This is a genomic window from Hydrogenophaga sp. FW305-3-2-15-A-LB1 (assembly GCF_058787875.1).
The window spans coordinates 1-16,469 of the sequence record NZ_JBYTAE010000109.1 but is presented as its reverse complement, the minus strand read 5'-3'; the positions used below and the strand labels follow the sequence as shown (position 1 = coordinate 16,469).

The 16,469-nt window shown below is 68.2% G+C and carries 19 protein-coding genes; 5 read left to right on the top strand and 14 right to left on the bottom strand.

Annotated elements, in window-relative coordinates:
- Positions 1-279: 279 nt before the first annotated feature.
- From AC3WPZ_RS25385 to AC3WPZ_RS25365, 5 genes are all read right to left on the bottom strand, one after another.
- Entirely contained in the window at positions 280-726 is a 447-nt protein-coding gene (locus AC3WPZ_RS25385; RefSeq protein WP_291113444.1) for an RcnB family protein, read from the bottom strand.
- A gap of 124 nt (positions 727-850) precedes the next feature.
- Positions 851-1,327, bottom strand: coding sequence for a tellurite resistance TerB family protein (locus tag AC3WPZ_RS25380; protein WP_382320948.1), 477 nt, complete (start codon positions 1,325-1,327; stop codon positions 851-853).
- A gap of 52 nt (positions 1,328-1,379) precedes the next feature.
- Complete coding sequence (locus AC3WPZ_RS25375) at positions 1,380-1,994, bottom strand: DUF938 domain-containing protein (RefSeq protein ID WP_444687086.1); 615 nt, start codon at positions 1,992-1,994, stop codon at positions 1,380-1,382.
- Between the two features lie 38 nt (positions 1,995-2,032).
- Entirely contained in the window at positions 2,033-3,253 is a 1,221-nt protein-coding gene (locus AC3WPZ_RS25370; protein WP_492433942.1) for a GGDEF domain-containing protein, read from the bottom strand.
- A gap of 96 nt (positions 3,254-3,349) precedes the next feature.
- Positions 3,350-3,739 (bottom strand): hypothetical protein, encoded by a 390-nt coding sequence (locus AC3WPZ_RS25365; RefSeq protein ID WP_382156306.1) that lies wholly within the window; start codon positions 3,737-3,739, stop codon positions 3,350-3,352.
- 154 nt (positions 3,740-3,893) lie between these two features.
- Between AC3WPZ_RS25365 and AC3WPZ_RS25360 the strand changes: the two genes are divergently transcribed.
- Both AC3WPZ_RS25360 and pcp read left to right on the top strand, forming a co-directional pair.
- The gene (locus tag AC3WPZ_RS25360) at positions 3,894-4,649 is read left to right on the top strand and encodes a tRNA-uridine aminocarboxypropyltransferase (protein ID WP_382320945.1); all 756 of its coding nucleotides are present in this window, start codon (positions 3,894-3,896) and stop codon (positions 4,647-4,649) included.
- A gap of 4 nt (positions 4,650-4,653) precedes the next feature.
- On the top strand, positions 4,654-5,295 hold the full coding sequence (gene pcp, locus AC3WPZ_RS25355) for a pyroglutamyl-peptidase I (protein ID WP_444687084.1): 642 nt from the start codon (positions 4,654-4,656) through the stop codon (positions 5,293-5,295).
- A 10-nt stretch (positions 5,296-5,305) separates the two neighbouring features.
- Here the strand turns inward: pcp and AC3WPZ_RS25350 are convergent, their stop codons facing one another.
- From AC3WPZ_RS25350 to AC3WPZ_RS25340, 3 genes are read right to left on the bottom strand one after another with little or no spacing between them, the layout of a single operon-like run.
- Positions 5,306-5,629, bottom strand: coding sequence for a hypothetical protein (locus AC3WPZ_RS25350; RefSeq protein ID WP_382320942.1), 324 nt, complete (start codon positions 5,627-5,629; stop codon positions 5,306-5,308).
- 18 nt (positions 5,630-5,647) lie between these two features.
- A complete protein-coding gene (locus AC3WPZ_RS25345; protein ID WP_382320940.1) occupies positions 5,648-6,013 on the bottom strand; it encodes a hypothetical protein in 366 nt (121 codons plus the stop codon).
- Positions 6,014-6,024: 11 nt separating this feature from the next.
- The gene (locus tag AC3WPZ_RS25340; protein ID WP_444691481.1) at positions 6,025-6,801 is read right to left on the bottom strand and encodes a restriction endonuclease; all 777 of its coding nucleotides are present in this window, start codon (positions 6,799-6,801) and stop codon (positions 6,025-6,027) included.
- Positions 6,802-6,988: 187 nt separating this feature from the next.
- On the opposite strand from AC3WPZ_RS25340, the gene AC3WPZ_RS25335 reads away from it, so the two are divergent.
- Positions 6,989-7,468, top strand: a complete 480-nt coding sequence (locus tag AC3WPZ_RS25335; protein ID WP_444687082.1) for a DUF4124 domain-containing protein — start codon at positions 6,989-6,991, stop codon at positions 7,466-7,468.
- A 63-nt stretch (positions 7,469-7,531) separates the two neighbouring features.
- On the opposite strand, the gene AC3WPZ_RS25330 is transcribed toward AC3WPZ_RS25335, so the two are convergent.
- Together AC3WPZ_RS25330 and AC3WPZ_RS25325 are read right to left on the bottom strand one after the other, a co-directional pair.
- Positions 7,532-7,939 (bottom strand): phage holin family protein, encoded by a 408-nt coding sequence (locus tag AC3WPZ_RS25330; RefSeq protein ID WP_382320934.1) that lies wholly within the window; start codon positions 7,937-7,939, stop codon positions 7,532-7,534.
- Between the two features lie 24 nt (positions 7,940-7,963).
- Positions 7,964-9,793: a glutamine--tRNA ligase/YqeY domain fusion protein gene (locus AC3WPZ_RS25325; protein ID WP_444687081.1), complete on the bottom strand. Its 1,830-nt coding sequence runs from the start codon at positions 9,791-9,793 to the stop codon at positions 7,964-7,966.
- A gap of 117 nt (positions 9,794-9,910) precedes the next feature.
- On the opposite strand from AC3WPZ_RS25325, the gene AC3WPZ_RS25320 reads away from it, so the two are divergent.
- On the top strand, positions 9,911-11,188 hold the full coding sequence (locus AC3WPZ_RS25320; RefSeq protein WP_444687080.1) for a DUF2157 domain-containing protein: 1,278 nt from the start codon (positions 9,911-9,913) through the stop codon (positions 11,186-11,188).
- A gap of 105 nt (positions 11,189-11,293) precedes the next feature.
- Here AC3WPZ_RS25320 and AC3WPZ_RS25315 read toward each other — a convergent pair whose 3' ends face one another.
- Positions 11,294-13,168, bottom strand: a complete 1,875-nt coding sequence (locus AC3WPZ_RS25315; protein WP_444687079.1) for a choice-of-anchor I family protein — start codon at positions 13,166-13,168, stop codon at positions 11,294-11,296.
- 107 nt (positions 13,169-13,275) lie between these two features.
- Entirely contained in the window at positions 13,276-13,893 is a 618-nt protein-coding gene (locus AC3WPZ_RS25310; protein WP_444687078.1) for a DUF924 family protein, read from the bottom strand.
- Positions 13,894-14,027: 134 nt separating this feature from the next.
- Here AC3WPZ_RS25310 and AC3WPZ_RS25305 point away from each other — a divergent pair, with 134 nt between their 5' ends.
- Positions 14,028-14,450, top strand: coding sequence for a hypothetical protein (locus AC3WPZ_RS25305; protein ID WP_444687077.1), 423 nt, complete (start codon positions 14,028-14,030; stop codon positions 14,448-14,450).
- A 13-nt stretch (positions 14,451-14,463) separates the two neighbouring features.
- On the opposite strand, the gene hutG is transcribed toward AC3WPZ_RS25305, so the two are convergent.
- Positions 14,464-15,396: a formimidoylglutamase gene (hutG, locus tag AC3WPZ_RS25300; protein WP_492442151.1), complete on the bottom strand. Its 933-nt coding sequence runs from the start codon at positions 15,394-15,396 to the stop codon at positions 14,464-14,466.
- On the bottom strand, positions 15,380-16,469 hold a 1,090-nt coding region (hutI, locus tag AC3WPZ_RS25295; RefSeq protein ID WP_492442149.1), incomplete at its 5' end, for an imidazolonepropionase. The genes hutI and hutG, both read right to left, overlap by 17 nt.

Genomic DNA, 16,469 nt, shown 5'->3' with positions numbered 1-16,469 from the left:
GGGGGATGGGGCTGGTGTCGGCCGCGGGGGCGCCAGCGGCGCTCGGCGCGCCGGTGGTTTCTTCCTTGGAGCAGGCGGCCAGCGAAAGGGCCAGGGCGGCCATCAGGGGGAGGGTGAGGTGGCGGAGTTTCATGGCGGATCGCATCGGTGGTTTTCCTGGGCCGCATCATCGCAGAGAAGGCGCACCCCCGTGAGCGTGGGGCCCATGGCAAAGGGCGCAGCACCCCGGCTTGCGGATGTGCTGCGCCCTGGGCGCGGCGGTGTCTGCGCCGTGGAACGTCAGTTGTTCAGGATCAGGTTGGCGATCAGGCCGGTGGCGATGGCGACCAGCACATAGTCGGTGCCGACCTGCACCCACTGGTGGCCGCGCGGCGGCGCGTACAGGCGGTGCTGGTGCGGGTTCACCACCACGTACTGGCGGTTGCGGTATTCGTAGGGGATGTAGCCACCGCGGCGGAACTCGGGGCCGCGCGCGTTGTAGTAGTAGTGGTGGTAGTGCCGGTCGTTGCGCGAGTGGCGGTAGTCGCGCCGGTCGTCACGGCGGTCGTGGCGGAAATCGCGGCGATCGTCGCGCCGGTCCTGGCGGTAGTCCCGGCGGTCATCGCGCCGGTCGTCCACGCGCTGCAGGTGGCTGGGCTCGAATCGCGCACCTTGCGCGAAGGACAGCGAACTCACGCCGAGGGAGGCGGCCGCCAGGGCGTACACAACAAGGTTTCGGGATTTCATGGAGCTTTCTCCTGGGGTTGGTGAGACTCCATCGTGTCCGGCGCATGTGAACGCCCGGTAAATGCCGCGCTCCGCCTGTGCAAAGTTCTGTACCGGCTTGTGCCGCCCACCGAAGCCTTGCCGCTCAGCCTTTCATGGCGGCCTGGGCGTGCAGCTTGGCCGCGATGTACTCACCATGTGTCACATGCAGCAGGCCGGCCACCTTGCTGATGACATGGTGCTCGTGCGCGTCCAGGTGATGGTCGGCGAAGGCCACCTCCCACATCGCTTCCACCACGCGGATCTTCTGCGCCTGCGTGAAGCGCTCGTTCATCAGCGCGGTGAAGCGCTGGTAGTCGTAGGCGGTGCGCGCGGTCTCGTGGGCCAGCTCCAGCAGGCGCTGCAGCTCGTCGTCGCTCAGCGCGAACTTGCGGCGCAGGGCCGTCAGCACCGCGTCGCGCTCGCTGTCCTGCAGGCTGGGCTCGGCGCGCATCACTTCCACCAGCAGCACGGCGGTGGCGAGCTGCAGGGTGTGTTCCTGCTCGGCGGGCGCCTGGGCGCCGGCCGGTGCCGTGAGGCTGGCGGTGAGGGTGTCGAACAGGTCCTTGAGGTTTCTGAGCATGGTGTGGAAAAGGTGTGGCGCGGTGGTAGAGAGGTGGAGCCGGGGCGAGGGCTCAGGGTTCCCGGCGCCAGACCAGCAGCAGGTTGTTGGCCGGCAGGGCATGCCGTTCGCTCAGCACCAGGCCGGCGTGCCGGGCTTCACCTTCCACGGCTTCCCGCCGGCGGATGCCCCAGGCCGCGTTCTCGCGCCGCAGGCTCTCGTCGAACGCCAGGTTGCCTGGCGAGGTGGGCACACCGTCTTCCAGGTAGGGGCCGTAGGTGATGAGCGCACCCAGCGGCGTGAGGTGCCGGGCCGCGCCCTGCATGAGCGCCGCGCAGGTCGCCCAGGGCGCGATGTGCAGCATGTTGGCGCAATAGATGCCGTCAAAAGGCTCGGGGCCCACCGGCCACGCGGGTGCGAGCACGTCCAGCTGCAGCGGCGCGAGCACATGGCCTGCGGTGGTGTCGGCTGCCCAGGCGCGGATGGAGGGCAGGGCGTCGGCCTGGAAGTCCGTGGGCTGCCAGCGCCAGCCCGGCATGGCGGCGGCGAACCAGGCCGCGTGCTGGCCCGTGCCCGAGGCGATCTCCAGCACGCGGCTTTGCTCGGGCAGCACCTGGCGGAGCACGTCCAGAATGGGCCGCTTGTTGCGTTCGGCGGCGGGGCTCAGGCGCAGGATGTTGGCGTTCATGAGGCCATTGTCCGGCACGGACTGGGCGCTCAGGGCCGTCAGCGCAGGCGCGCGGGCTCGGTTTCCACCCCTTGTTCGCCGTCGCGGGGTGCCGTGCTGGCCATGGCCAGCGCCTGGCGCTCGGCTTCGTTGATCACGTCGGTGGGCGTGGCGCTGGCGGGGTCCACCGTGACCACGCCCAGGCCGATGCGCGGGCGAAACGGCTGGCGCTTGCGCTGCTCGTCGAACACCGTCAAGGGGTTGGACACCGTCAAGGCCATGCGCGCGGCCGTGGCGCGCACGGGGGGCTGGTGCGGGTCCATGGTGAGCACCACCACGAAGCACCGGGGGTGGTACAGCCCCACCACGCAACGAAAGCCCGCCGCGCGGCGGATGCGCGCCGCCACGGTGGACAGGATCTGATGCTCCGCGCTGGGACCGGCCGATTCGGCCAGTTCGTACAGGTTGCTCACGTACAGGCACAACACGGCTGCCTCGCAGTCCAGGCGGGCGGCGCGCCAGAGGGCGTGCTCCACGTCGGCGATGAGGGCCGAACCCGTGGACAGGCCGGTGGCCGGGTCCGTGCTGTTCGACAGGCGCGAGAGGCGCGCGATCTCGCGGTTGTGCCGGTTGCGCAGCAGGCCCAGCACCGAGGCCATGAGGAAAAACACCAGCGTGATCACCGCGGTGAACAGCCAGGCGCCCAGGCCCAGCCCCGGCACGTCGAGGCCGCGCAGGTAGTGGCCGATCGTCGTGACGGCCAGGCAGCCGATGGCCACCACCATCCAGCGCGCGAGCGGGTCACCCAGCCGGGCGGCGCGCAACGCGGCAGCCAGCGCCAGCAACACCGGCACCATGTTCACCACCGCGGTGGCCACCAGCAATTCGCGGAAATTGTCGGGTTCGATCTGGCTGGCCAGCACCACCAGGATGACCGTGGCAGACACCAGCAGCGCACCGCCCACCGCTGTGAGCCGGTGCACCCGCCCGTCCTCGCGGGCGCCGCCCAGCCACGTGCCCACGTAGTACAGGCCCATGGCCCCGGCCGCCGGGCCCAGGCCGGCCTTGAGCACCATCATCAGCCGCTCGGGCAGATCGGGAAAGAAGACCTCGGGCAAACCCGTCATCACCACGCAACTGGCGCCGGTGATCGACACGAACAGCAGGTTGCGAAGAGAGCCGATGCTGTGGCCCTGGAACAGGTCAGCCAGTGCCAGTGCCGCGAGGGTGCACAAGCCACCCAGCATGGCGGACCAGACAGCGATTTCGGCAATGGGCATGCGAGGATTATCGGGAGTCGACCGGGAGGGCGAGGTCCTATCCCGTCAAGTTTGTCACGCCCTTTCGCATTGCGTGCGGATCCAGCAGCGCAAGCGCTACCGGCCCGTGGCCGATGTGCGCTGCTGCTGTCCCTGAAAGGGCTCCTTGTGCCTGGGCTTGCTGGGGCGGGGCTTGAGCCGCGGCATCGGTTCGAGGAAGGTCGAGTGCTGGCGCAGCAGCATGGCCGCTTCGGCCTGCGCGCGGCGTTTGGACATCACGTGCAGCACCAGCAGCCCCACGCCCAGGCCCAGCGCCATCCAGGCCGGTGCAAGCAAGGCCTTGGCGGCGGACTTGAGCGAAGCCTCGGTCGCCATCGCCAAGGACACCATCCACAGGAAGATGCCTGCCAACAGCGCGCCGAGGCCGTTGAAAAGCAGGGGTTGGGTTCTGCGCCGATGGGCTTTGCGCCGCCCGGACTTGGTCTTGGAGCTGGTGGTCTTGGTCATGAGAAATCCCCGCCATCATGTGCCAAACGCCGTTCAGGCCGCCCCGCAGGGCGACCAACGGAGCCAGGGCCGGCTGACCGCGAAAGGCGTTACATCTGGCGACCGCGGGTGTAAGAAAAATCCCTGCCTGGGCACTTGCGCCTACATTCCTTGCATGCATTCTGTTTCCGCCTCCGGGCATGCCGTCTCGCGCCTGCGCACCGCCCGCCTGGCCGCCAGTGCCAAACCTTTTGTGGCCCGCGGCTCGGGCCTGGGGCGCTGCGCCGGTTGCCGGCTGACCGCCAGCCATTGCCTGTGCGCCTGGCGCCCGCGGACGCCCACGCACGCCGGCGTCTGCCTCATCATGGGCGACATCGAAGCGCTCAAGCCCAGCAACACCGGCTGGCTGGTGGCCGACGTGGTGGCCGACACCTGGGCCTTCAAATGGTCCCGCACCGAAGTGGACCCCGGCCTGCCCGCCCTGCTGGCTGACCCGCAATGGCAGCCTTACCTCGTGTTTCCCGGCGAGTTCGTGCCGCCCGAGCGCGTGGTGACCGAACTGCAGCACGCGGAGCCCGCACACGGAAGCGCCAGGAAACCCTTGTTCGTGTTGCTCGACGGCACCTGGTCCGAAGCGCGCAAGATGTTCCGCAAGAGCCCCTATCTGGACCACCTGCCCGTGCTCAGCCTGCACCCCGAACAGGTGGTCTCCAACTACCGCCTGAGGCGGTCGTTCCGCGAGAGCCACTTCTGCACATCCGAAGTGGCGGCGCTCTGCCTGGACCTGGCCGGTGAAAGCCATGCGGCACAGACGCTGGCCGCGTGGCTGGACGTGTTCACCGCGCACTACCTCAGCATCAAGCGCAGCACCCCGCTGGACATCGCCTCCGAGGCCCACGGGCGGCTGCAGGCGCTGCGTGCGGTAGATTGACGCGATGCAGAAAAAGGTCTTGCTCACCGGTTTCGACGCCTTCGGCGGCCAATCGCTCAACCCCAGCTGGCTGGCCGTGCAGGCGCTGCACGGCCGCAAAGTGCTCGGCCACACCGTGGTGGCGGCGCAGTTGCCCACCGTGTTCGACGCCTCGCTGTGCGAGCTGGACGCGCTGCTGCGGCAGCATCAGCCTGCCCTCGTCATCTGTGTGGGGCAGGCCGGTGGGCGCAAGGTGTTGTCGCTGGAGCGTGTGGCCATCAACGTGAACGACGCGCCCCTGGCCGACAACGCGGGCGCGAGGCCCGTGGACACGCCGGTGGTCCGGGACGCGCCCGTGGCCTACTTCACCGGCCTGCCCATCAAGGCCATGCTCGCCGCGCTGCACGAAGAAGGCGTGGGCGCCGAGGTGTCGCAGACCGCCGGCACCTTTGTCTGCAACCACGTGTTCTACGGCCTGATGCGCACCCTGTCCACGGTGCCAGAACTGGCGCACACGCGCGGTGGTTTCGTGCACGTGCCGTGGCTGCCGGAACAGGGGGTGCCGAACATGGCGCTCGACGACATCGTGCGCGGGCTGCGGGTGGCCGTGCGCAGCGCGCTGCAGGTGGACAAGGACCACGCGCTGGGCGCCGGCACCACCCATTGAGCCGGCCGACTCAGGCCTGCCAGACGCCGAAACCGGCCGAGCGCAGGTCGATGCCGATCTCGATTTCCTTCTCCACGGCCGCTTCGTACCGCATCGGGTTGAAGGCCTCGTAGAGGTCGGGCAGCAGGCGCAGACCGTACTTGAACACGTAGGCATTGGCCTGGATGCCGGCCTTGTGCTTGTCGAAACGCACGTCCGGGTCGAGGCCGGTCATGCCGACGTAGACGCAGGGTTTGCCGTCGATGTAGCCCGGGTTGTTCTTGCGGAATTTGCTTTCGTTCAGCACGTCCCTGGAGAGTTCGATCACGTAGACGTGGTGGTGGGGGCGGGCCATGGGTGCAGACGCCAGCGATCAGTTCACGAAAAGCGCCACGACCCAGGCCCCGATGGCCGCCCACCAACCCACCTTGTTGGCCGTCCGGGCATCGGTCTTGCTGATCGGCCACAGCTCTGTACGCCGCCATGCGCATACGTTGCAGGCAACCATCAGCGCCAAACCCGCAAGGCCCACCCAAAGGGATTGCGTCACCAACGCGGCAATCCCTGAAGCAACCACCAAAAGCACACCGAACACCCAGATGCCGCTGGACGTGCTGCTGACGACATGAGAAAGCTGGCCGCATGCCGCGCACTCGGCGGGGCTTTCTCTGCTGGACCAACGAACGGCCAGATTGGGCACCGAGGCGTTGCGGCAGTGAGGGCAGACGTGCTGGTGCATGGGGCTGTTGTTTACGCGGCCTGCCGTGCCATTGTCAGGGTCTTCCTGCATCGGGGGTGGTTCGCACATCCCCAGAACATGGAGCTGTCCTTGCGGGACTGGCGCTCCACCATCTTGGTGCCACAGCTGGCGCAGGTCGGCCGCGCGTAGTCGCCCTCAAAAGCCACGGCCAGCAAGGCTTGCTGCTGCTCGGATGTGCGCGTGGCAATCAGCTTGAGCAGACCGACACCGTCCAGCGCGTGAATGCCGTTGCTCCTGGCGAACGTCAATGCGTCGGGCGTGAATGTCGAGGTGGTCGCGTAGGTGCCGCGTTTCAGCTGGTGCGATGCCATCACACCGAAGAACTCGCGCACTTCCTTGACGCCCACCGGCTTGGACAACCAATGCTTGCATTGCACCACCGACACGGGCCCTTGCGCGTGCTTTGAATGCAGCCACACGTCCACCCCGCCGTCGGGTCCATGCGACTGCGTGCGCGCCTCAAACCCGGCTTGCGCGAACAGCGCTTCGCAGACCGCTTCGAAGCGCCGCCATTCGATGGCCTTGAAAACGGCAGGACTCCAGTTGGTGGGGGGAGGGCTGGTTGCTTTGGTCTCCGTTGCCGTGGGGGCCGCAGCGGCACGCAGCGGTGGCGGTGAGATTTTCGGCAGCGGCTGTTTGGCTTCTCCGGTCTTTTCCTGCAGCACGTAGTGGATGCCCACCAGCAGCACGCCGAAGCCGGTTGCCAGCCATGCCGGTGTGAGCAGCGCGACACCCATCGCACCAAACCGGGGGTGCCCGGACAGCATCAGGAACGCCAGAAAGAAGAGAAGCCGGCCCCGACCATCAGGGCGGTCACACCCTTTTTCAGAAAGGGCCGTTGGTCTCGTCGGCGCGATCGGCGATGTGGCGGTTTGGCCATTGGCGGAACTCCCCTGTTCTTTGTGGTGTCGGCGCAGGCATGATGCCGCAGACCAAAACATGGGGGAGAGGCGAATGCGAACGAAAGTGTGGGGCAACCGGCGAACGATCACGCTGGGCCGACCAGCGGTCCTGGTCTTGGCCCTGGTGACGTTTGCCGGGCAGGCACAGACCGTGTACCGCTGCGAGGCCAAAGGTCAGGTTACCTACTCTCACGAGCCCTGCGTCGGTGCCCGAGCGGTAGACACCACGCCCACGCAGGGGCTGGACAAATCCAGCGGGGTAAGCCGCAAGGGGGTTGACGTGCGCCGTGCGGAGTTGGACAAGGTCATGGGAGATGCCATGCGCCCGATCACAGGGTTGGACGATTCACAGCGCGCCACCCTGCATCGGCGATTCAAGCTACCGCACGCTGCCAAGCTGGAATGCGCGCTGCTGGATTCGCGGTTGGAGAGCCAGGAGGCAGTGGAGCGCAGTGCGAGTCCGCAAAACTTGCATGCAGCGCAGTGGGACCTGTTCCAGAGCCGCAAGCGCTATCGCGAACTGAATTGCTGAGCTTGCGCCCACGTGCCGCCATGAGCGGCGGTGAAACGGTTTGCTCGGTCGCGTCTTCAGGACTCAAAGCCAGACAGACCCAGGCCCCGGGCTGGTCTCGATGGTGTACTCCGGCGAGCCGCCCAGCACGAAGGCGCCGAGCACCACGCTGAGCAACGACATGAACAGGCTGGCCCAGAACGCCGTCCAGAAGCCATCGACCTTGAAGCCGTTCACCACCTTGGCCACCAGCAACAGCATCAGCGCGTTGATGACCAGCAGGAACAGGCCGAAGGTCAGCAGCGTCAAGGGCAAGGTCAGCAGCACGAGCAAGGGTCGCACGATCGCGTTGGCCAGGCCCAGCAGCAGCGCCGACACCACCAGCGATGACGTGCTGCTGAACTGGATGCCCTTGAACACATGGCTCGCCACCCAGAGCGCGAACCCCGTGATGGCCCAGTGCAGCAGGAACGGCGTGAGGTTGGTGAGCATGGTGGGATGTTCCCTTGGATGTGTTTATTTGCCCCAGGAGTCTTTCAACCCCGTCGCCCGGTTGAACACCGGTTTGCCCGCCACGTGGTCCTGGCGGTCGGCCACGAAGTAGCCGTGTCGTTCGAACTGGAACTTGTCGTCCGGCTTCGCCTGGGCCAGTGAAGGCTCCACATAGGCGGTCACCACCTTCAGGCTGTTCGGGTTCAGGGCTTCGATGAAGTCCTTGCCACCGGCGTCGGGCTGCGCATCGAGGAAGAGGCGATCGTAGAGCCGCACTTCGGCTTGCACACCATCGGCCACGCTCACCCAGGTGATGGCGGCCTTGGCCTTCACGCTGTCGGCGCCCGGGGTGCCGCTCTTGGTGCCGGGGATGACCTTGGCGTGCACTTCGGTGACCTTGCCGTCCGCGTCTTTCGCGCAGCCGGTGCATTCGATGACGTAGCCGCCCTTGAGGCGCACCACGTTGCCGGGGAACAGGCGCTTGTAGCCCTTGGGTGGCACTTCCTCGAAGTCCTCGCGCTCGATCCACACGGCTTTGCCGATTTTGAACACGCGCGGCGCGGGCTCGGGCTGGCCTTCGGCGATGGCCGAGTGGGGCAGGGCGGGCTGGGTGCAGTCTTCGGTGTAGTCATCGCTGCCGAAGGTCTCGGCCCAGTTGGTGAGCACCAGCCTGACCGGGTCGAGCACGGCCATGCCGCGGTGGGCCTTGTTCTCCAGGTCTTCGCGCAGGCAGCCTTCGAGCGTGCTGTAGTCGATCCAGGAATCGCTCTTGGTCACGCCGATGCGTTCGGCGAACAGCTGGATGCTCTCGGGCGTGTAGCCGCGCCGGCGCAGGCCGACGATGGTGGGCATGCGCGGGTCGTCCCAGCCGCTGACCTTGTGGTCGTACACCAGCTGCGCGAGCTTGCGCTTGCTGGTGATCACGTAGGTGAGGTTGAGCCGCGCGAACTCGTATTGGCGCGGTGGCGGGGTCTGCAGCAGGCCGCCTTCGCACAGGCGCTCGAGCAGCCAGTCGTAGAACGGGCGCTGGTCTTCGAACTCCAGCGTGCAGAAGCTGTGGGTGATCTGCTCCAGCGCGTCCTCGATGGGGTGCGCGAAGGTGTACATCGGGTAGATGCACCAGGTGTCGCCCGTGTTGTGGTGCGTGGCGCGGCGGATGCGGTAGATCGCCGGGTCGCGCAGGTTGATGTTGGGGCTGGCCATGTCGATCTTGGCGCGCAGCACCATGCTGCCGTCCTCGTGCAGGCCGTCGCGCATCTCGCGCAGGCGCTTGAGGTTTTCGGCGGGCGTGCGGCTGCGGAAGGGGCTGTCCACACCGGGTTTGCCGAAGTCGCCCCGGTTCAGGCGCATCTGTTCGGTGGTCTGCTCGTCCACGTAGGCGTGGCCGGCTTGCACCAGGTACTCGGCCGCGCGGTACATGAAGTCAAAGTAGTCGCTGGCCTGGTAGAGGTGCTGCCGGCCGTGGGCCTCCCAGCTGAAACCGAGCCATTTCACGGCATCGATGATGCTGTTGACGTACTCGGTGTCTTCCTTCTCCGGGTTGGTGTCGTCAAAGCGCATGTGGCACACGCCGCCATAGTCGCGCGCCAGCCCGAAGTTCAGGCAGATGCTCTTGGCGTGGCCCACGTGCAGGTAGCCGTTGGGCTCGGGGGGGAAGCGGGTGCGGATCTTGGCCGGATCGGGCTCGCCCTGGGCCTGGTGCGCCGCGTCGCCAGGGCTGCCGGCCCAGCGGCGGCTCTGGTAGGTGCCCTTGTCCAGGTCGTTCTCGATGATCTGGCGCAGGAAGTTGCTGACCTTGTGTTCGCCGTCGGCGGCGGGGGTGCTGGTTTTGTTGCTGGGGTGGGTGGAGCTCATGCGCCATTCTATTGACCCGGCCCGATGTGCACCGCTTCTGGCCGAGTGCTACTTTGGTTCCATGGTGGCGCTTTCCGGTATCGTGGCCGTTCCCGGACGAGGAAGAGGAAGCCCGAGATGAACAACAACGACAACCCCGACACCATGCCCACCGACGAGCCGACGCGGTGGGAAATCACGCAGACGGAGGACGTGTTCCTGCCCTCGGTGCGCGTGCAGCTGGGTTGGCGCGACGTGGAGGCCGCCGTGGAGAGCGGAGCCATCCCGCCGGCCGAGGCGCATGCGCTCTGGGCATCATGGGCCTCGCCGGGCAGCCCGCTGCGGGTGGCCGCGGGCGCCTCACCGTCCCCCTCCCGGGTGCCCACGGCGGCCGAGCTCGCCCAGGAAGACCTCGCCGCCGGCTCGGCGGCAGCGCCGGCCCAGGCCCCGCGCCCCGCGCTGGACCGGGGCCCGGCGTTCAGCTTCACCAACACCCTCTACTACTTCGGCGGCATGCTGGCCATCGGCGCCATGACGCTGTTCATGACGCTGGGCTGGGAGCTGTTCGGTGCCTGGGGCGTGTTCGTGCTGGCCCTGGGTTACCTCATGGGGGCGTTGCTGGTGGCGGGCAATCTGCTGGAGAAAGGCCTGCGCACGCCCGCTGGCGTGCTGGCCACGCTAGCCGTGTGCCTGGTGCCGCTGGCGGTGTGGGCGTTCCAGTCGGGCATCGGCCTGTGGCCTGAGGGTGGGCCTGACAGCTACCGCGATTACCACCGCTACATCGACTGGCGCTGGCTCACACTGGAGCTGGCCACCCTGGCCGCCGCCCTGGTGCTGCTGTACCGCTACAAACTGCCCTTCATGGTGATGCCGGTGGCGGTGACGATCTGGTACCTCAGCATGGACGTGGCGCACATGCTGATGCAGAAGGACGGCTTCGACTGGACATTCACGCGCGACGTCTCGCTGGTGTTCGGCCTGGCCACCTGCGCCATCGCGGTGTGGGTGGACCTGCGCACGCGCACCGCCGACAACGCCGAAGACCGGCAGGACTTCGCCTTCTGGCTCTACCTCTTCGGCGCGATCATGTTCTGGGGCGGCCTGAGCCTGCGCGACAGCGACGCCGAACTCAACAAGTTCCTGTACGCGCTGATCAACGTGTTCCTGGTGTTCCTCGGCGCGGCCATCGGGCGGCGCGTGTTCACCGTGCTGGGCGCCATCGGCGTGGCCAGCTACCTGGGCTACCTGGCCTACCGCGTGTTCGAGGACAGCCTGCTGTTCCCGTTCGCGCTCACCCTGCTCGGGTTGGGCGTGGTGGCGCTGGGCATCTGGTGGCAGCGCAACGAAGACCGCCTCCACGCCCGGCTGGCCGACTGGCTGCCGGCAGCACTGAAACCGCTGGCACGAGCAAAGTGACTTGACCAGAGACACCGAGGGTCCGGCTCCGCCGGCCCCAGGTGTCGCCCCCCTCCCGCCGAAGGCGAGAGAGGGGGAGCGCCGAAGGCGCGCGGGGGGAGCCCTTCAATACATGAGGTTGAGCTGCATCACCGAGGTGGTGCCGCTCACCTCGTTGCCCACCACCAGCAGCGGCTTGCCGTTGGGCGAGCGGGCCGCGGGGATGAACACGAGGCCTTCGGGGCCCAGGTCGCCCGCCGTGGCCAGGCTGGGCGGGTTGGTGACCCACTCGTCGCGGGTGTTGAGGTAGTCCACGCGCTTGGGTGCCGTGGGGCTGGTGATGTCGTACACCAGCACGCCGCCCATGCGCTCCAGGCCGATGAAGGCGAAGGTCTTGGTGCCGATCTGGCCGAGCGCGATGCCCTCGGGTTCCGGGCCCTTGGCGTCGCTGCGGCTGTCCTTCGCGTTGCCTTCGTCGTGGCCGGAATTGAAGTACGTCGCGCAGGGGATGCTGCGGTCGCGGCCCAGCTTGCAGTCGCTGCTGGCGAGGAATTTCTCGATCTCCGCGCCCGAGTCCCACACCAGGCCGCCATTGGCGTTCCAGATGCTGAAGGAGCGCGCACCGTAGCTGTACAGCTGGTCGTACATCAGGCGGTTGCCCAGCGGATCGGCCACGCCGGCGGCGCTGAACATCATGGGCGAGCCATCGGGGTTGGTGCGGTAGCCCATGGTCCAGCTGATGTTCAGGCGGCCCAGGGCGGCATCGGCGCGGCAGCCCATCGGGTCGCCGGCAATGGCACCGCAGTAGCCGAAGGTGGCGGGGTCGAGCAGGCCGCCTGCGGCCATGGCGTTGAGCTGCGGCGGCAGGTCGTCGCCCGCGCGGCCGGCCCAGCCGTTTTTGTTGACCAGGTGCTTGACGCGGAACTCCTCGACGAAGCCCTTGGTGGCGTCACCGCCCCAGTACGCCGCGTTGTCTTCGCCCCAGGCGCGCGCGTCGCCTTCGTTGGCGGTGACCAGGTAGGTCGCGCCGCCCACGGTGTACGAGGCCATGGCATCGGGCAGGTACATGCCGCGCACGCCGGGCCAAGTCTTGATGTTGATGGTTCCGCCGTCCGTGTCCGAGGCGTCGAGTTCGTTGCCGGCCACGCCGTGGTCCTTGTAGCCCAGCGGCAGCACGTCGGTGACGGTGGCGGTGGCGATGTCCACCTTGGCCATCGCGTTGTTCTCCTGCAGCGTCACCCAGGCGGTCTTGCTGTCGGCCGAGACGGCGATGTACTCGGGCTCGAAGTCCTTCGCGGCAGTGGCATTCGGACCGTAGATGCGCACGCCGGCGGCGCGCAGGGTGGCTTCCTGACCGTTGAACGCGGTGAAGGTCGCGGTGCGCACGACCGGCGCGGCGGGGTTGCGCACGTCGATGATGCTCACGCTGCCTTCGGGGTCCACCTGGTAGTCGTCGCTGGGCTCGCCCTCGTTGGCCACCAGCACGGTGTTGCCATCGGGCGTGAAGGTCACCATGTCGGGCAGGGCGCCGATGGTGACCGAACTGATCAGGCTCAGGTCGCTCGCGCGGTACAGCGCCATGCGACCGGTGTCGGTCTTCACCGGGGCCTGGATGGCCACGGCCACGATGCCGTTGTGCACCGCCACGCTGTTGATCTCGGCGCCGGCCAGCACTGCGGTGGCGTCGATCACGCCGATCTTCACCGGGTTGGCGGGGTTGGTCAGGTTGAGCACGTCCACGGCACCGAGCTGCGCGTTGACCACGAACAGGCGCTTGCTGGCCGCGTCAAAGGCCGGAATCTCCGCCGCGCTCACACCGAACTGGCCCGTGCTGTAGCCGCCGATCTTCTCCAGCTTCAGGCTCACCGGCGTGGCCTCGGGCGTTGGCGTGGTGGGCGCCGGGGCATCGCTGCCGCCACCGCAGGCGGCGAGCACGGCGGTCATGAGCAGCGAGGCGGTGAACAAGCGGGTGGTGGGGGTGCTGGGCAGCAGGGGGCGCATTCGGGCGGTCTCGACGTGGTGGTTGAAAACCACGGTTGTAGAAACCGGCCATGACGCGATCGTGACCTATTCGTGTCTTTTTGGTGACGTTTCCTTGGGGCGCGGCTTCATTGCCCGAAGCGCGGGCCGTCTTTCAGGAAGTCTTCTTCCGCAGGTGTGCTGGTGCGCCCAAGCACGGCGTTGCGGTACGGAAAGCGGCCGAAGCGGTCCACGATGTCGCGGTGCAGCCGCGCGAATTCGAGGTTTCGCCCCAGGGTGTCGCGCAGTTCGGGCGCGCAGGTGTCGAGCAGGCGCTGGAAACGCAGCACGCTCTCGGCCTGCAGGGCGGCGTCTTCCGCGTGCATCAGCGGCATGTTCAGGAACACCAGGCCCACGGTGGCGAGTTCGGCGTCCATGCCGCTGGCGTGCGCCTGCAACGACAGCTGCTGGGCCCGCGCATCGCCCGCGAAGGCGCGCGCCTGGCCCCGGTGCACATTGCGGGTGAACTGGTCGAGCAGCAGCACCAAGGCCAGCCGCGTGTCGATGCGCGCCTCCCACTCGCCCAGGCCGCCGTCCAGCGCCTGTTCGACCAGCGCGCCAAAACGCTCGCGGATGCGCGTGTCGATCTCGGGGCTGCCGCCAAACCAGAGCTCGTCGCGCTTGTCCGAACACCAGCCGCGCTCCAGGCCATCCCCAAGCCAGAAGTCGAGCACGTCCTGCGCGGTGGGCGGAATGAGGGTTTTCATGGAGGTTTCAATGTAAAGATGGGGCAGGCGTTACGTCTGGCAACGACTTTGACCGAGTATGTGGAACAGGTTAGCGCGGAATTGCCTGTAATACGGTCACGGGGTGCGCAAACCACCCTGCATTGGAGCCCCACATGAACACACAGACCTTGAAAACCCCCTGGAGCCGCACCTCGGCGCTGGCCCGTGGCCTCACCCTCGCCACCCTGGCCGCTGGTGCCTGGGCCTTGTCGGCCATGGGCTCGCAGGCCCACGCCCGCAGCGACGTGCACTGGTCCATTGGTGTGAACACCCCGGGCGTGGTCGTGGGCGTGTCAAACGCACCGCCGGTCTACTACGCACCGCCCCCCGTGTATTACGCGCCGCCGCCGGTGTACTACGCCCCCCGTCCGATCTACTACGCTCCCCGCCCGGTCTACTACGGGCCGCCGCCGGTGTACTACGCGCCGCGCCCCGTCTACCGCTCCGGCTGGGGCCCCGCGCCGCGGTGGGAAGGCCGCCGACACGGCCATCGCCACGATCGTGACGACGGCCGCTACGACGGTCGCCGCCGCTGAGCAGGGCGCGTGGTCAGGCCGCGCCGCGGGCGATGCGCGCGGCCAGCCGCGCCGCCAGGCGCGAGGTGATGCAATCCCGGTCGAGCACCGGGCAGAGTTCCGCGATGTCGGCTGCAACGACGCGGCCAGACGCCATCACCTGATCGATCAGCCGCTCCACATGGGCCAGCGGCACGCCCAGTGTCGCGGGCGCTGACACCCCCGGGGCCTGCGCCCCGGGCAATACATCCAGACACACCGTGAGGTACACGGCATCGCACTGGGCGAGGTCGAGAGACAGCGCCTGCTGCGCGTCGTGCACGCCGCCCGCGTCCTGCAGGTGCTCGTCCAGCCAGTAACGCGCGCCGATCTGCCGCGCCCGGTCAAACAGAGCCTGGGTGTTGGCGAAACGGCTGATGCCCAGCGCCCGGTAGTTGAAGGCCTGCTGGTGTTGCATGCACCAGTCGTGCATCTGGCGAAAGGGTGTGCCCGAGTTGGCCTGGGCCGCGGCGCGCAGGTCGAAATGGGCGTCGAGGTTGACCACCAGCAGGCGGTTCGTGTCGGGGCGTTTCTTCACGATGCCCTGGAAGGTGCCCCAGGCCATTTCGTGGCCACCGCCCAGCACCAGCGGCAGGCTCTTGTGCTGAATGGCCTGGGCCACGCGCGCGGCCAGCCGGGTCTGGGCGTCTTCGAGCCCACCCTTCCCGCCGCTCACATCGCCGGCGTCCCACACCGCGGGCTCGCCCAGCACCGGCAGGTTGCACAGGGCGTGGCGCAGCGACACGGGGCCGCGCGCGGCGCCGGGGCGGCCGCCGTTTCGGCGCACACCCTCGTCCACCGCGAAGCCGATCAGCGTGACGCCTCCGCTGGATCTGGTGGTGGCCGCGCGCACGTGCTGGTGCCAGCGGGTGGTGACGCCGGTCTCTTCGGCGTCCACGCGGCCGCTCCATTCAAAGGGGGGTGCCATGTCCATGGGGTGTCCTTTCCTGTCCGCCCACCACCACGCGGTGGCAGGGGTTGCGGCCAAACCAGTAGGCCAGTTCGTTCGGGTGGTCGAGGTCCCAGGCCACGAAGTCGGCGCGCTGGGTGGTGGCGAGCCGGCCCCGGTCGGCCAGGCCGAGGGCGCGCGCGGCGTTCACCGTGATGCCCTGCACCGCTTCCAGCGGCGTGAGGCGGAACAGGGTGCAGGCCATGCTGGCCATGAGCAGCAGCGAAAGGCCCGGCGAGGTGCCGGGGTTGTGGTCGGTGGACACGGCCAGGGGCACGCCGGCCGCGCGCAGTGCCTCGATGGGCGGCAGTTTCGTCTCCCGGAGAAAGTAGTACGCGCCCGGCAGCAGCACGGCCACGGTGCCGGCGGCCCGCATGGCCGCGATGCCCTCGGCGCTCAGGTGTTCGAGATGGTCGCACGAGAGTGCCCGGTAGGAGGCCGCGAGCGCGGCACCGCCCTGGTCGGACAACTGCTCGGCGTGCAGCTTGACCGGCAGGCCCAGGCCGACCGCGGTGTCGAAGACGCGCCGCGTCTGCGCGGGTGAAAAACCGATGCGCTCGCAGAAGGCATCGACCGCGTCCACCAGGCCCTGCGCGTGCAACTCGGGCAGCCAGGCGCAGACGGCATCGATGTAGCCGTCTGGCCGGCCTTCGAACTCCGGTGGCACGGCGTGGGCGCCCAGGAAAGTGGTGCGCACGGTCAGCGGCAGTGTGGTGCCCAGGCGGCGCGCCACGCGCAGGCAGCGCAACTCGGCCTCCAGCGAGAGGCCATAGCCGGACTTGATCTCCAGCGTGGTCACGCCCTCGGCCATGAGGCACAGCGCGCGCTGCCGGGCGCTGGCCAGGAGCTGCGCTTCGCTCGCGGCGCGCGTCGCGGTCACGCTGGAGCGGATGCCGCCACCCGCGCGCGCGATGGCTTCGTAGCTCACGCCCTGCAAGCGCTGTTCGAACTCGGTCGCCCGCTGCCCGCCGTAGACCAGGTGGGTGTGGCAGTCCACCAGGCCGGGGGTGACGAGCGCGCCGCCCAGGTCCACCTCCTGGGTGGGGCGGGCA

Coding starts and splice junctions, on each gene's coding strand:
- AC3WPZ_RS25310 (WP_444687078.1), bottom strand. CDS start 13,893: ATGAAAACCCTCATTCCGCCCACCGCGCAGGACGTGCTCGACTTCTGG.
- AC3WPZ_RS25305 (WP_444687077.1), top strand. CDS start 14,028: ATGAACACACAGACCTTGAAAACCCCCTGGAGCCGCACCTCGGCGCTG.
- AC3WPZ_RS25315 (WP_444687079.1), bottom strand. CDS start 13,168: ATGCGCCCCCTGCTGCCCAGCACCCCCACCACCCGCTTGTTCACCGCC.
- AC3WPZ_RS25370 (WP_492433942.1), bottom strand. CDS start 3,253: ATGCCCATTGCCGAAATCGCTGTCTGGTCCGCCATGCTGGGTGGCTTG.
- hutG (WP_492442151.1), bottom strand. CDS start 15,396: ATGGCACCCCCCTTTGAATGGAGCGGCCGCGTGGACGCCGAAGAGACC.
- AC3WPZ_RS25335 (WP_444687082.1), top strand. CDS start 6,989: ATGCGAACGAAAGTGTGGGGCAACCGGCGAACGATCACGCTGGGCCGA.
- AC3WPZ_RS25325 (WP_444687081.1), bottom strand. CDS start 9,793: ATGAGCTCCACCCACCCCAGCAACAAAACCAGCACCCCCGCCGCCGAC.
- AC3WPZ_RS25365 (WP_382156306.1), bottom strand. CDS start 3,739: ATGACCAAGACCACCAGCTCCAAGACCAAGTCCGGGCGGCGCAAAGCC.
- AC3WPZ_RS25350 (WP_382320942.1), bottom strand. CDS start 5,629: ATGGCCCGCCCCCACCACCACGTCTACGTGATCGAACTCTCCAGGGAC.
- AC3WPZ_RS25360 (WP_382320945.1), top strand. CDS start 3,894: ATGCATTCTGTTTCCGCCTCCGGGCATGCCGTCTCGCGCCTGCGCACC.
- AC3WPZ_RS25380 (WP_382320948.1), bottom strand. CDS start 1,327: ATGCTCAGAAACCTCAAGGACCTGTTCGACACCCTCACCGCCAGCCTC.
- AC3WPZ_RS25345 (WP_382320940.1), bottom strand. CDS start 6,013: ATGCACCAGCACGTCTGCCCTCACTGCCGCAACGCCTCGGTGCCCAAT.
- pcp (WP_444687084.1), top strand. CDS start 4,654: ATGCAGAAAAAGGTCTTGCTCACCGGTTTCGACGCCTTCGGCGGCCAA.
- AC3WPZ_RS25385 (WP_291113444.1), bottom strand. CDS start 726: ATGAAATCCCGAAACCTTGTTGTGTACGCCCTGGCGGCCGCCTCCCTC.
- AC3WPZ_RS25320 (WP_444687080.1), top strand. CDS start 9,911: ATGAACAACAACGACAACCCCGACACCATGCCCACCGACGAGCCGACG.
- AC3WPZ_RS25330 (WP_382320934.1), bottom strand. CDS start 7,939: ATGCTCACCAACCTCACGCCGTTCCTGCTGCACTGGGCCATCACGGGG.
- AC3WPZ_RS25340 (WP_444691481.1), bottom strand. CDS start 6,801: ATGCTGTCCGGGCACCCCCGGTTTGGTGCGATGGGTGTCGCGCTGCTC.
- AC3WPZ_RS25375 (WP_444687086.1), bottom strand. CDS start 1,994: ATGAACGCCAACATCCTGCGCCTGAGCCCCGCCGCCGAACGCAACAAG.